The organism is Streptomyces sp. MBT53, assembly GCF_016654115.1.
Taxonomy (GTDB): Bacteria; Actinomycetota; Actinomycetes; order Streptomycetales; family Streptomycetaceae; genus Streptomyces.
The window spans coordinates 1-12,021 of sequence record NZ_JAEQAZ010000230.1 but is presented as its reverse complement, the minus strand read 5'-3'; the positions used below and the strand labels follow the sequence as shown (position 1 = coordinate 12,021).

Below are 12,021 nucleotides of genomic sequence, written 5' to 3'. Positions count from 1 at the left end.
AGGCGGAGCTTCTGGACGTCGAGGCGGTGGGCCACGACGTCCAGAAGCTCCGCCTCGTCGTCCCGGCCGACCACCGCCTGGCCTCCCGCAAACGGATCCGCCTCGCGGAGGCGGCCGAGGAGACCTTCGTGACCCTGGAACCGGGCTACGGCCTCCGGAGCATCACCGACGCCGTCTGCGCGGAGGCCGGCTTCCGCCCGAAGATCGCCTTCGAGGGCGAGGAGGCGGAGACGCTACGGGGCCTGGTGGCGGCGGGTCTCGGAGTGGCTCTGCTCCCCCCACCGGCCGTACCCCGCCCGGGAGTTGCGGAACTGACGGTGACGGCCCCGAGGGCGGTACGGGAGATCGGCGTGGCCTGGCTGGACGGCCGCCCGGACACACCCCCGGTGGCCGCGTTCAAGAAGTTCCTGCTGTCGAGGAGGGGCAACCTGCTGCCCGAGTAGGTCAGTTGTCGTGCCGGACCCGGACGACGAGTTTGCCGGTGGCGCGGTTGTGCTCCATGTCGTCGTGGGCCTGGGGTACTTGCTCCAGCCCGTCGTACACGCGGTCGACAGGGAAGGCCAGTCGGCCGTCGGCGATCGCGTCCAGGATCTCCTGGAAGACCGCCGGGGGGAGATCGGAGGCATCGCCGAAGTACCCCGCGAGACGGACGCCCCTGGGCAAGTACTCGTTGGGGGAGAAGTCGCGGACGGTCCACTGGTTGGAGAGACTGCCGCCGAAGCAGCCCGTGCCGTGCACGCGTACCGCGCGCAGCGTGTCGGGGAGGGTCGGGGTGCCGACCAGATCGAGGGCGGCGTCGACACCGTCCGGGTACAACTCGCGTACGGCGGGGGCGACTTCGCCGGTGTCGAGGAGCGGATGGTCGACCCCGCGCTCCTTGAGGAAGGCGAGCCGGTCGGGGCGCCGGGTGGTGGACAGCACCGTGGCACCACGCCAGCGGGCGAGCGCGGCGGCGGCCAGCCCCACCGAGGAGGTACCCCCGCGGATCAGCACCGTCTGCCCGGGCCGCAGGTCCAGTCCGACGGTGAGCGAACCATAGGCGGTCTGCACCATCTCCGGCAGAGCACCCAGCACCTCCCAGGGCAACTCGGTCTCAACGGGGATCACTTGAGCCAGCGGCACCGACGTGTACTCGGCATAACCGCCGTCGTAGGTACGCCCCATGTCCCCCATCATCGCGACGACCTTCTGCCCACGCACCAGCCCACTGCCGCCCGGAGCCGAGTCGACGGTACCGGCCGCCTCGATCCCCGGCACCCGCGGAAAACTGACCCCCTCACTCACCCCCAGCCGCAACTTCAACTCCGACCGGTTGAGCCCGAACGCCTCGACCCGAATCCGCACCCACCCGTCCCGCTCAGGGGGGAGGGGGAGAGCGACCAGCCGCAGGTTGCCCACAGGCCCGGGGCCGGGGAGCCGTACGGCACGCATGGTGTTCGAGGAGGACGCCGTCATGGGCCTGCCTTCTTCCCGGGCGAGGAGGAGAGTGGGTCGGCGGGCGTCAACGTCCGGCCGCCGGGGCTTCATTCCCGACTCGGCCGGGGACCGGCCAGTTGACTGCCGCGCCCCGGAACATCGACGCGAGCGCGTGTCCGACTGGCCCTGGGGCCTGGTCAGTTGGCCGGGGTGCCACGCGAGGGCGGCGCGAGTGTCTGTCCCGGCTGGTCCCGGGTCACGGCCGGTCGGCTGTCGCGCCGCGTGCTCGTGCCCGGCTCACCTGCACAGGGAACGCCCCAAAGCTGGCGGCCACCGCATGCCCGACTCGCCCCGTGCGCGGGTTATTTGGCCGCCGCGGCGAGCCCGCATCGCCTACCCGCCTCCCGGGTTTTCGCCGGTCGGCCGCCGCGCGCGCCCCGCTCACTTCCGCAGGGACCGCCCGAAGCCCGCCGCCAGCGGCATCCGTAGTCCCAGCGGTGGCGGAGCCTGCAACGCGTCCTCCACCGGGCGGGCGAATGCTCGGCCGAACAGGGCGCCCAGGACGAAGTCCTCGGTCAGGGCGTGTACTTCCTGGCGGTGTTGGTGCAATGCGTGGCCGTCGGAGTGGACTTCGAAGCGGCACACGTCGCGGTTGGCCTTCTTCGCCCGGGTGGCCAGGCGGAAGGACAGTTCGGGATCGGTTCGTTCGTCGTTCGTGCCGTGGACGATCAGGACTCGGCGGCCCACCAACTGCTTCACCGGTTCGGGTGGTGCGGCCACGTCCTGTTCGGGGAGCCAAGGGGCCAGCGCCACCACGGAGTTGACGGCCTCGTGTCCGGCGGAGCGCAGCGCGGCCCGGCCGCCCATGTCGATGCCGGCGAGGCAGACGGGCACGTCTCCGTAGCGTCGTACGACCTCGTCCACCGCCCAGGTGGCGTCGTGCGCGAGATACGCCTCGCTGCCGTTCCAGCCGCGCACGCGGTAGTGGACGACATGCGCGGCCAGACCCTCCACCGCGCCGGCCCGGGACAGGCGGCGCCCGAGTGTTCGTACCGAGGCTGTTGCCAGGGGGGACGGCCTGCGGGCGGAGACCTCCTCGCCGCCGGGGAGCAGCAGGACCACGCCGCTCACCGAGGTCGGTTCTGGACCGAGCGCTCTCCCCAGCCGGGCCGTCCGAACCGGCGTCACTTGCTGTGCCATGACAGAACAGTGTCAGAAGTGAGCGTGTACGCCATCCTTCCGCGCGGTCACCGTTACGTATCGACGGATTCGTACAACGGGTGATCTACGCGCGTAGGAGTTAGAGTGCGGAAATGACGAGCCAGAGCACCCCGAACACCCCGACGCCGGACCAGATCCGCCGGGCGCCGAAGGTTCTGCTGCACGACCACCTCGACGGCGGCCTCCGCCCGGGGACGATCGTCGAACTCGCGCGGGACGCCGGGTACACCGGCCTCCCCGAGACCGACCCGGACAAACTCGGCGTGTGGTTCGCCGAGGCCGCCGACTCCGGTTCCCTGGAACGGTACTTGGAGACCTTCTCGCACACCGTCGCCGTGATGCAGACCCGGGACGCGCTGATCCGGGTCGCCCGCGAATGCGCGGAGGATCTCGCCGAGGACGGCGTCGTGTACGCCGAGGTGCGGTACGCGCCCGAGCAGCACCTCGACGGCGGGCTCAGCCTCGAAGAGGTCGTCGAGGCCGTCAACGAGGGCTTCCGCCAAGGGGAGTTGCTGGCGAGGGAGGGCGGGCGACGGATTCGCGTGGGGGCGCTCCTCACCGCCATGCGGCACGCCGCCCGCGCCCTGGAGATCGCCGAACTCGCCAACCGCTACCGCGACCTGGGCGTCGTCGGCTTCGACATCGCGGGCGCGGAGGCCGGGTTCCCGCCCACCCGCCACCTCGACGCCTTCGAGTACCTCAAGCGCGAGAACAACCACTTCACCATCCATGCCGGCGAGGCCTTCGGACTGCCGTCCATCTGGCAGGCGCTGCAGTGGTGCGGCGCCGACCGGCTCGGACACGGCGTGCGCATCATCGACGACATCCAGGTCCAGGACGACGGCACGGTCAAGCTCGGCCGCCTCGCCTCCTACGTCCGGGACAAGCGCATCCCGCTGGAGCTGTGCCCCAGCTCCAACCTCCAGACCGGTGCCGCCGACTCCTACGCCGAGCACCCCATCGGGCTGCTGCGCCGGCTGCACTTCCGGGCCACGGTCAACACCGACAACCGGCTGATGTCCCACACCAGCATGAGCAGCGAATTCGAGCACCTTGTCGAGGCGTTCGGTTATTCGCTCGACGACATGCAATGGTTCTCCGTCAATGCTATGAAGTCAGCATTCATTCCTTTCGATGAACGACTCGCGATGATCAATGACGTCATCAAGCCGGGATATGCCGAGCTGAAATCCGAATGGCTGTTCCGGCAGACCGCCTCCACCAGCGGTTCTGTGCCCGAAGAGAGCTGACAGGGGTCGAACGGGATACGCGGGGTGCGGGCGGGCGTTCACAATCCGTCCGCATTTCGATGTTTGCGGCGGATGCCTTCGCGTGTTTACGGTCTTGGACCGCTCACATCCCCGTCATCCCATTCAAGGACGCATTCACCATGAAGCAGTCTGCTGCCAAGACCCTCGGTGTCGCCGCCCTCGGTGCCGCCTTCGCCGCCGTAGGCGCGGGTGCCGCGAGCGCGGCTCCGGCGGTCCCGGACACCACCCAGGTGCTGGGCGCCGTGACCCACACGCTGCCCGCGGAGAACGTCACCAAGGCGCTCCCGGGTGCCGGCGAGGCGCTGAGCCAGGCGCAGCCCGCGCTCGCCGGTGGTCTGTCCGCCGTGCAGCCGGCCGCCGAGAAGGTCCTCTCCGACGGCCCCACCGCGCCCGTCGCCGGACTGCTGGGCGGCCTCCCGCTGTCCCAGACGGGCCTGCCCACGCACGGCCTGCCGCTGAATGGTGTTCCGCTGGGCTGAGGCCACTGGGCCGACGCCTGTTGGGTTGAGGCTCGCTGGGCCGACGCCTGCTTGGCCGGGGCCCGCTGGGCCGGGGCCCGTTGGGCCGAGCCCACCCCCGAACGCGCCGATGGGGCGCCCCCTGGACGAGGGGTGCGCCCCATCGGCGTACGCGCGCCGGGCCGGCGTGGGTCGTTCACCAGGCCTCGGTGCCCACCTTGTCCTCGGACGGGAACAGGATCCACAGCGCGATGTAGAGCAGGAACTGCGGCCCGGGCAGCAGACACGAGAGCAGGAAGATCACCCGCATCGTGGTCGCGGAGGTACCGAAGCGCCGCGCCAGCGCTGCGCACACTCCGCCGATCATGCGGCCTTGGGTGGGGCGGGCAATGGCGGTCATCTTGCGCACTCCTTCTTTTGGGTCGTTCGCGTTCGGGGGCGCCTCAGCCGGTGTCGAGAGCGCGAACGTGCTCGACGCTGCGCGCGCCTCCGCGCGTTCGCACTCTCGATACCGGCGCGCCCCCTACGGCTCTCTCCCGGCCGACGCGTGGGGACACTGGCCCTTGGTGGGCCCTGGGCGTTCGTTGAGGTGGGCGGGCTGCCCATCTGTCTTCAACGGTACGGAGCCGGAGGCGGGCGGGCGTCGCTCTACGGTGCGATGCCGACCCTGGGAATCGTCGGGGTCCGTCCCTGAGTCGCTTCCTCCTGGAGGAGGGGCGCGGGGAGGGGGCTCTCGCCCCTGCGGCGGAGCCAGGCGCGGGCGGCGGGGACGATCGCGACGTGCGCGAGGGCCACGCCCACCGTGTTCATGAGCAGCGAGTCGACGTCCACGACCTGGCCCGGCACGCCGGTCTGCAGCAGTTCGATGCCCAGGGAGATCAGCGCGCCCGCGGCGACCGTACGGATCAGGGACGCGAGCGGCGAGACATGCAGCCGGCCGCTCACCATCGGGAGCAGGACGCCCAGCGGGGCCAGCAGTGCGAGGCCCTCACCGATCCGCTTCGACGCCTCCGGCCAGCCCAGCGCCAGATCGGCCCTGATACTGGCCAGCGGGTGCAGGTTCGGCGGCATCACCCAGGGGACGTCCCGCGGGCGCAGCGTGACCCAGGCGACGAGCACGAGATGTGCGACGAGGAGGACACCCCCTGTCACACGGACGCGAATCGCGGCACTGCCGCCGATGGAGCCTTGACGCTGCACGCCCCACTAGACGCCCCCTCCGGCACGATCGGTTCCGGGTAGGGCCCAAGCACCAAGCTGAGGCTTCCGCCACACCCGTGCTTCCGGGCTCGTTCACCTACGGGGCGCTTTCGGCCGGTGCGGTCATGACCCGTCCCCCTGCCTGTACCGATGACAGACGCACTCGCACAGCCGCTGAAGCAGCAGACCGCCGCCGTACGGGAGCGGGATGTCCTTGGTCTGACGGCACTTGGCGTGAAGGTCGCCGTAGCCGCGTTGGCGGCCGACGATGCATTCCGGGGACAGCTCGACGTCGGCCGATGCCGTCGGCGCGCTCACAGTTCGCCCCGGCTCCGCGCGTTGGCCATGGCCACGCCTGCCGACAGCCGCTCGGTGTCCGTGGGAGGTCGCAGCGGGCCGGACGCGTCCCACTCGCGTCCGCCGCCGGTCGGCCGGAGCTGCCAGTACGGGCCCTCGTGCCCCATTACTCGGCCGACCCGACCGGTCCCCTCGTCGAACGCGAGATCGCCGGCCTCCGGTGTGAACCCGCTCATGAGCATCCCCGCCGGAGGACGTCGGCGAGGCGCAGCGCGACATCCGCGCGCACCCGCCCCAGGTCGATCAGGTTCAGGTCGGGGGAGGCCGCGTCGGCTCCCAGGGACGGCAGGACGATCCCCGCCGACGTCAGCGCTCCGCGCAGCACTTCGACCGCTTCGACAGCTTCGGCCGTGTCCGACTTGTGTGCAGTGGTCATGAACTCAGCGTCACGGGCGGGCAGTTGAGTCAGCCAGCAGGTATTCGCCGTTATTCTCGGGTAAGTGCCACTTATGCCCGAGGATTCTCACGGAACGTCAGGGAGGCCATAGCCGCGCCGGGCGGACCGGCGACAAGATCGGATCACCGAGTACGACCCGATGAGGGAGGGGCCCATGGCGCGCAACATCCGCTTCAACGGAACCGGCAGCGGGGACACCGGCTGCCCGTCGATCCATGAGGACGTCGACACTGGTCAGGTGATTGTCCACGGGCCGCCGCTCACCAGTCCCGAGGACGTTGCACAGCTCCAGCACCTCGGCCCGGGCGAAGTCGCGGTTGTCGTCCCGCGCGAGCTGATCACCGACTGGGCGCCGAAGGCCCGGACTCGCCAGGCACGCGTGATCGACCTCGACGCCTTCAACCGGCTGTTCGAGAACTTCGAGCACACCGCCTGGCGGCTGGAGACCCGGCGCCGGTACGCGTCCGACGAGTCGACGGAGGCATACGCGCAGTTCCTCGCCGAGGGCCGCGTCGACTGGGACATGAGCACCTGGTACTGCCGGACCATCAGCGGCCAGACGGCGGCCGGGAAGTCGGTGGCCCGGGTGCGGGTGGTCGACATCCCGGCGACCACCGGGCAGCGCTATCTGCTGATCAACGCCGAGCGGAACACCGATCTCGGGGAGGACATCCGTACCCTGCTTCGTGAGGATGCCGACCGGCTGAAGCTCGGCAACGAAGACTTCTGGATCTTCGATTCGCGCTTGGTCGCCCGGCTCAACTTCACCGACGCCGACGAGTTGACGGACGTGGAGCTAATCACTGAACCTGCCGAGGTGATCAGGTACGCGATGCTCCGGGACGCGGCCTGGCATCACGCCGTCCCGTTCCAGCAGCTCGCATCGCCCACCAGCTAGAAGGGCGATCCGGGTACCGGTGACGACGGACTATCAGCAGGCGCGCGAGGCGCTCGGAGTGCGCCTGCGGGAGCTGCGCATGTCCGCGCCCGACGGCCGTCTCACCGGTACCCGCCTCGCACGGCTTCTCGGTTGGCCACAGCCCAAGATCTCGAAGCTGGAGAACGGCAGACAGACCGCCACTCCGGAAGATCTGCGGGCGTGGGCCGACGCGACCGGCCAGCCCGACGCGTACGGCGAACTCCTGGCCCGGCTCAGGGGGTTCGAGTCCCACATCCGCTCATGGCGGCGCCAGCTCTCCGGCGGCCATCAGCCCGTACAGCAGACGATCGCCGCCGAATACGAGCGCTCGGCCATCGTTCACGGCTTCGAGTCGGCCACCGTCCCCGGGATCCTCCAGACGGCCGACTACGCTCGGCACGTCTTCGACCGGTACACAGAGCTTCGGCGTTCGCCCCAGGACACCGAGGCGGCCGTGCGCGCCCGGCTGAAGCGGCAAGAGTTTCTCTACGACGCTCACCGGCGGTTCGAGATCCTGATCGGTGAGACCGCCCTTCGGTCGTTGATCTGCCCACCCTCGGTGCTGGCCGCCCAGCTCGACCGCCTCTCCGGGCTGATCGGCATGGACACGGTCCGGCTGGGGATCGTCCCCTTCACGGCCCCCCTGAAGATCCCGCCGACCGGTGGTTTCTGGGTGCACGACGAGCGCCTCGTCATGGTCGAGGTCTGGCACGCCGAGCTGTGGATCGACGACGCCGACTCGATCGCGCTCTACCTGCGGACCTGGCGCACCCTGCGCGAATCCGCAGTCTTCGGCCCCGAAGCCCAGCACCTGATCGGCCACGCGCGCCGGGCCCTGAACGGCGTCTGACCGGCGTGCCCCGTCGGCTCACCCGCCCCGTCAGCCCCCCGTCACCTCACTCGAAGGCGGAGCCTTCGTCCCCGGTGCGGAGCGGACGTCGTCCGTGCATTCGTAGCGGCGCAGCGGGGCGTCGTCCGGGCCGCCGAGGATGACGGAGCCGTCGCCCTCGGCCGCGGCCGAGTCGGAGAACGTGCAGACGATCTGGGCGAGCGCGTACGACGTCAGGTCGGCCGGTGCGTTGCTCAGCCTCAGCGTGTCCTTGGGGTCCTTGGGGTGCGGCCCGCTCACGGACATGCCGCCGCGTACGTCGGTCGTGTACCCGGCGTCCCGTTCGCCCGGCGACGGCGACTCGGCGAGCTGGTCCAGCAGCCCCTGGGCCACGATCACGCGCCGCCGTACGTCCGCCGTGCCGTCCGGCACCTGTACGGCCCGGTCGACGGCCACCAGGGACGACCCGCACAGCAGGAACACCTGGACCGGTACCCCTCGCGCGGCCTGGGCCGTCACGTCCGGCTCCGTGAGTGTGCACGGCACCCGTGAGGGCGCGGCGCCGAAGTCGGTGGGCACCTCCGTGGCGCGGATCCCGCAGCCGGTGAGCAGCAGGCCGAGGAGCGGAAGGGCCAGGGGGACGGCGTAGCGGCGTCCTGCGGTCATCACGCGTTCTCCTCGGGGCCTGTGCCCTCGGCCTTCTCGCCGTTCTCGGCGTCGGGTTCCTCCGTGAGCGCGGAGGCGTCCCTCGGCAGGCGGAGGGTGAACACCGCGCCGCCGTCGGGGGAGTTGGCGGCGGTGATGTCGCCGCCGTGGATGTGGGCGTTCTCCAGGGCGATGGAGAGGCCGAGGCCGCTGCCCTCGGAGCGGGGGCGGGAGGCGCTCGCCTTGTAGAAGCGGTCGAAGACGTGCGGGAGGACGTCCTCGGGGATGCCGGGGCCGTGGTCGCGGACCGCGATGACGAGGTCGTCGTCCTCCAGGCGGACGGAGACCCGGACCGGTGAGCCGCCGTGCTTGAGGGCGTTGCCGATGAGGTTGGCGAGGATGACGTCGAGGCGGCGCGGGTCGAGCCGGGAGTGGATGCCGCGTTCGGCGTCGAGGTCGACGGCGTCGAGCCAGGCGCGGGCGTCGATGCAGGCGGTGATCTGGTCGGCGAGGTCGACGTCGTCGAGGACGAGCCGGGCGGTGCCCGCGTCGAAGCGGGTGACCTCCATCAGGTTCTCCACCAGATCCCCCAGCCGCTTCGTCTCGCTGACGACGAGGCGGACCGCGGGCTCGATCATCGGGTCCACGCTGCCGGTCTCGGCGTCGAGTTCCTCCTCCAGCACCTCCACCACGGCGGTGATGGCGGTGAGCGGAGTCCGCAGCTCGTGGGACATGTCGGCCACGAAACGGCGCGAGGCGTCGTCGCGGGCGGCCATGTCGGCGACCCGTTTCTCCAGCGCCTCGGCGGTCTGGTTGAACGTCCTTGAGAGTTCGGCGAGTTCGTCCGTACCGGAGACCCGCAGGCGGGTGTCGAGCTTGCCCTCGCCGAGTCTGCGCGCGGCGATGCCGAGCCGGTGCACGGGCTTGAGGACGGTCGTCGCGGCGGCCTGCGCCAGCAGCGCGGAACCGATCAGCGCCAGCCCGGTGGCGATACCGAGCGACCAGGCGAGGGAGTTGAGATCCTTCGCCTCGGGCTCAAGTGACTTGAGCATGTAGCCCGTTGGGCCACCGCCGATCATCCGCGTACCGGCCACCAGGAACGGCGTGCCGTGCTCGGTGACCCGCTGCCAGTACAGGTGGTACGGCTCCTTGTTGCCGTCGGTCACCGCCTGCTGCTTGTTCACCGCCGTGCGCAGCGACTTGGGCACGTCCTCCAGCGAAAACCCGTTCAGGCCGCCGGAGTTGCCGTAGACCGTCTTGGCGTCGGAGTCCTCGGCGACCAGCAGGACGCTGAAGCGCTGGCTGCTGTTGGCCATCTGGCCCGCCGTGCGCATGAGTTCGTCCTGCGTGGGGTGCACGGGCAGGGAGCCTGCGTGGTTCTGCATCTCCTGGCGGAAGTCGCGCAGCACCGCGTCCTGGGCGCGGGTGAGGACCGCCTCGCGGTTGAGCCAGTAGGCGATGCCGGACGCGGACACGGCGGCCGTCAGCGCGACCAGGCCGAAGACCACGACCAGCCTGAGGCGCAGGCTGGTGAACCGCAGCCGCCACAGAACTCCCTTACGACCCGGGCGCCAGCCGCGGATCCCCCCTGGTGCGTCGGTCACTGAGGCGAGTCCAGGCGGTAACCGACGCCGCGCACGGTACGGATGAGCGTCGGGGACGAGGGCACGTCCTCGACCTTGGCACGCAGCCGCTGGACACACGCGTCCACCAGCCGCGAGTCACCGAGGTAGTCGTGCTCCCACACCAGGCGCAGCAACTGCTGCCGGGACAGGGCCTGTCCGGGCCGCCGGCTCAGTTCGAGCAGCAACCGCAGCTCGGTGGGCGTGAGTTGGAGATCCTCGCCGTTCTTCGTGACCGTCATCGCGGCCCGGTCGATGACCAGCGAACCGAACGAGGCCGCGTCATTGGCCTCCCGCTCGCCACGCCGCAGCACGGCCCGGATGCGGGCGTCCAGCACCCGCCCCTGCACCGGTTTGACCACGTAGTCGTCGGCACCGGACTCCAGGCCGACGACGATGTCGATGTCGTCGCTGCGCGCGGTGAGCAGAATGATCGGCAGCTGGTCCGTGCGCCGGATACGTCGGCACACCTCGAAACCGTCGATGCCGGGCAGCATCACATCCAGCACGATCAGGTCCGGCCGCTGCTCGCGCAACAGCTTCAGACCGTCCTCGCCGCTGGCAGCGGTGGCTACCCGGTGTCCCTGGCGCGTCAGCGAGAGCTCCAGGGCCGTCCGGATGGCGTCGTCGTCCTCGATCAGCAACAGGGAAGGCACGGGGCTCATTCTGGCCCATGTGGGGGCGGTGTTTCGACACCTGCACGGGTACGCGCCCGTAGCGCTCCTTTCTGTGACCGGACTGTCCGTTTTCTGAGGACGGCCGCAGAGACCCACCCCTGTGACAGGTCTGTGACAGTCGGCGGACACGTCCATGAAGTGACCCCGGCAGGATTTTCGTCACAGGCAAGGAACCACGAGGAACCGAGCCGGAAGATCCGAACACCGGGCAAGTCCACTACGGGGGGCGCGAGATGAGCACGCTGCACAGCACCAGCAACAACGCAGTCATCACGCGTCTGCACGACGTGACCCGGGGTTCCGAGAAGTCCGGTGCCGTGAGCGGGCGGGGGTGCGTTCGCGGTGCCGGGCGTCAGCACACCGGTTACATGACGGTGGTTGACGCGCACACGGGGGAAGCGCACGGGGGAAGCGGGTACAGGGAGGACACGGGGGAGCGTCGTTCGCTGTCGGAGGCGGAGTTCACCGCCTACGTCCAGGAGCGCCGCGCCTCCCTGTACGCGACCGCCTACCACCTGACCGGCGACCGCTTCGAGGCCGAGGACCTGCTGCAGAGCGCGCTGTTCTCGACGTACAAGGCGTGGGACCGGATCAGTGACAAGGCCGCGGTCGGGGGCTACCTCCGCCGCACCATGACGAACCTGCACATCAGCGCGTGGCGCCGCCGCAAGCTGAACGAGTACCCGACCGAGGAACTGCCGGAGACGCCCGGCGACACGGACGCGATGCGCGGCACCGAACTGCGCGCGGTCCTGTGGCAGGCGCTGGCCCGGCTGCCCGAACTCCAGCGCACCATGCTGGTCCTCCGTTACTACGAGGGCCGCACGGACCCGGAGATCGCGGAGATCCTCGACATCAGTGTCGGCACGGTGAAGTCCAGCATCTGGCGGTCGCTCCGCCGCATGCGCGAGGACGAGGTCCTCAGCTTCGGCCGTGACGAGGAGGACGCCTTCGGGGAGCTCGTCGCCTGAGGGTCGGGGGGAAGTGGGGAACGGGGGAGCACAAAGGG

16 protein-coding genes are annotated in these 12,021 nt (G+C 70.3%); 6 read left to right on the top strand and 10 right to left on the bottom strand.

Annotated elements, in window-relative coordinates; all coding sequences use genetic code 11:
* Positions 1–443 (top strand): LysR substrate-binding domain-containing protein (locus tag JHN45_RS44970; RefSeq protein WP_236584792.1); only part of this gene is annotated, 443 nt, incomplete at its 5' end.
* A 1-nt stretch (position 444) separates the two neighbouring features.
* On the opposite strand, the gene JHN45_RS44965 is transcribed toward JHN45_RS44970, so the two are convergent.
* Together JHN45_RS44965 and JHN45_RS44960 are read right to left on the bottom strand one after the other, a co-directional pair.
* Positions 445–1,455, bottom strand: coding sequence for a zinc-binding dehydrogenase (locus JHN45_RS44965; RefSeq protein ID WP_236584791.1), 1,011 nt, complete (start codon positions 1,453–1,455; stop codon positions 445–447).
* A 402-nt stretch (positions 1,456–1,857) separates the two neighbouring features.
* Positions 1,858–2,616, bottom strand: coding sequence for an alpha/beta fold hydrolase (locus JHN45_RS44960; RefSeq protein ID WP_201055172.1), 759 nt, complete (start codon positions 2,614–2,616; stop codon positions 1,858–1,860).
* Between the two features lie 113 nt (positions 2,617–2,729).
* On the opposite strand from JHN45_RS44960, the gene JHN45_RS44955 reads away from it, so the two are divergent.
* Positions 2,730–3,887, top strand: coding sequence for an adenosine deaminase (locus JHN45_RS44955; RefSeq protein WP_201055170.1), 1,158 nt, complete (start codon positions 2,730–2,732; stop codon positions 3,885–3,887).
* Positions 3,888–4,027: 140 nt separating this feature from the next.
* Positions 4,028–4,387 (top strand): hypothetical protein, encoded by a 360-nt coding sequence (locus tag JHN45_RS44950; RefSeq protein ID WP_019066929.1) that lies wholly within the window; start codon positions 4,028–4,030, stop codon positions 4,385–4,387.
* Between the two features lie 175 nt (positions 4,388–4,562).
* On the opposite strand, the gene JHN45_RS44945 is transcribed toward JHN45_RS44950, so the two are convergent.
* The 5 genes from JHN45_RS44945 to JHN45_RS44925 all read right to left on the bottom strand — a co-directional run bounded on the left by JHN45_RS44945 (position 4,563) and on the right by JHN45_RS44925 (position 6,299).
* Positions 4,563–4,766, bottom strand: coding sequence for a PspC domain-containing protein (locus tag JHN45_RS44945; protein ID WP_201055168.1), 204 nt, complete (start codon positions 4,764–4,766; stop codon positions 4,563–4,565).
* A 248-nt stretch (positions 4,767–5,014) separates the two neighbouring features.
* Positions 5,015–5,566 (bottom strand): VanZ family protein, encoded by a 552-nt coding sequence (locus JHN45_RS44940; RefSeq protein WP_200712794.1) that lies wholly within the window; start codon positions 5,564–5,566, stop codon positions 5,015–5,017.
* A 123-nt stretch (positions 5,567–5,689) separates the two neighbouring features.
* Positions 5,690–5,884: a hypothetical protein gene (locus JHN45_RS44935; RefSeq protein ID WP_201055167.1), complete on the bottom strand. Its 195-nt coding sequence runs from the start codon at positions 5,882–5,884 to the stop codon at positions 5,690–5,692.
* Positions 5,881–6,099, bottom strand: a complete 219-nt coding sequence (locus JHN45_RS44930; protein ID WP_201055166.1) for a hypothetical protein — start codon at positions 6,097–6,099, stop codon at positions 5,881–5,883. The genes JHN45_RS44935 and JHN45_RS44930 overlap by 4 nt, the downstream gene beginning before the upstream one ends.
* Entirely contained in the window at positions 6,096–6,299 is a 204-nt protein-coding gene (locus JHN45_RS44925) for a hypothetical protein (protein ID WP_201055165.1), read from the bottom strand. Before JHN45_RS44925 ends, JHN45_RS44930 begins: the two co-directional genes overlap by 4 nt.
* Before the next feature lie 175 nt (positions 6,300–6,474).
* On the opposite strand from JHN45_RS44925, the gene JHN45_RS44920 reads away from it, so the two are divergent.
* Together JHN45_RS44920 and JHN45_RS44915 are read left to right on the top strand one after the other, a co-directional pair.
* On the top strand, positions 6,475–7,218 hold the full coding sequence (locus JHN45_RS44920; protein WP_201055164.1) for a DUF6879 family protein: 744 nt from the start codon (positions 6,475–6,477) through the stop codon (positions 7,216–7,218).
* A 19-nt stretch (positions 7,219–7,237) separates the two neighbouring features.
* Positions 7,238–8,089, top strand: coding sequence for a helix-turn-helix transcriptional regulator (locus JHN45_RS44915; RefSeq protein ID WP_201055163.1), 852 nt, complete (start codon positions 7,238–7,240; stop codon positions 8,087–8,089).
* Between the two features lie 30 nt (positions 8,090–8,119).
* Here JHN45_RS44915 and JHN45_RS44910 read toward each other — a convergent pair whose 3' ends face one another.
* Genes JHN45_RS44910 through afsQ1 form a run of 3 tightly spaced genes read right to left on the bottom strand, consistent with a single transcriptional unit; the run spans position 8,120 to position 10,991 of the window.
* On the bottom strand, positions 8,120–8,734 hold the full coding sequence (locus tag JHN45_RS44910) for a hypothetical protein (protein ID WP_200712789.1): 615 nt from the start codon (positions 8,732–8,734) through the stop codon (positions 8,120–8,122).
* Positions 8,734–10,317: a HAMP domain-containing sensor histidine kinase gene (locus JHN45_RS44905; protein ID WP_201055162.1), complete on the bottom strand. Its 1,584-nt coding sequence runs from the start codon at positions 10,315–10,317 to the stop codon at positions 8,734–8,736. The genes JHN45_RS44910 and JHN45_RS44905 overlap by 1 nt, the downstream gene beginning before the upstream one ends.
* The gene (afsQ1, locus tag JHN45_RS44900; protein ID WP_019066936.1) at positions 10,314–10,991 is read right to left on the bottom strand and encodes a two-component system response regulator AfsQ1; all 678 of its coding nucleotides are present in this window, start codon (positions 10,989–10,991) and stop codon (positions 10,314–10,316) included. Before afsQ1 ends, JHN45_RS44905 begins: the two co-directional genes overlap by 4 nt.
* A gap of 254 nt (positions 10,992–11,245) precedes the next feature.
* Between afsQ1 and JHN45_RS44895 the strand changes: the two genes are divergently transcribed.
* Positions 11,246–11,983 (top strand): SigE family RNA polymerase sigma factor, encoded by a 738-nt coding sequence (locus JHN45_RS44895; protein ID WP_019066937.1) that lies wholly within the window; start codon positions 11,246–11,248, stop codon positions 11,981–11,983.
* Positions 11,984–12,021 lie beyond the last annotated feature (38 nt).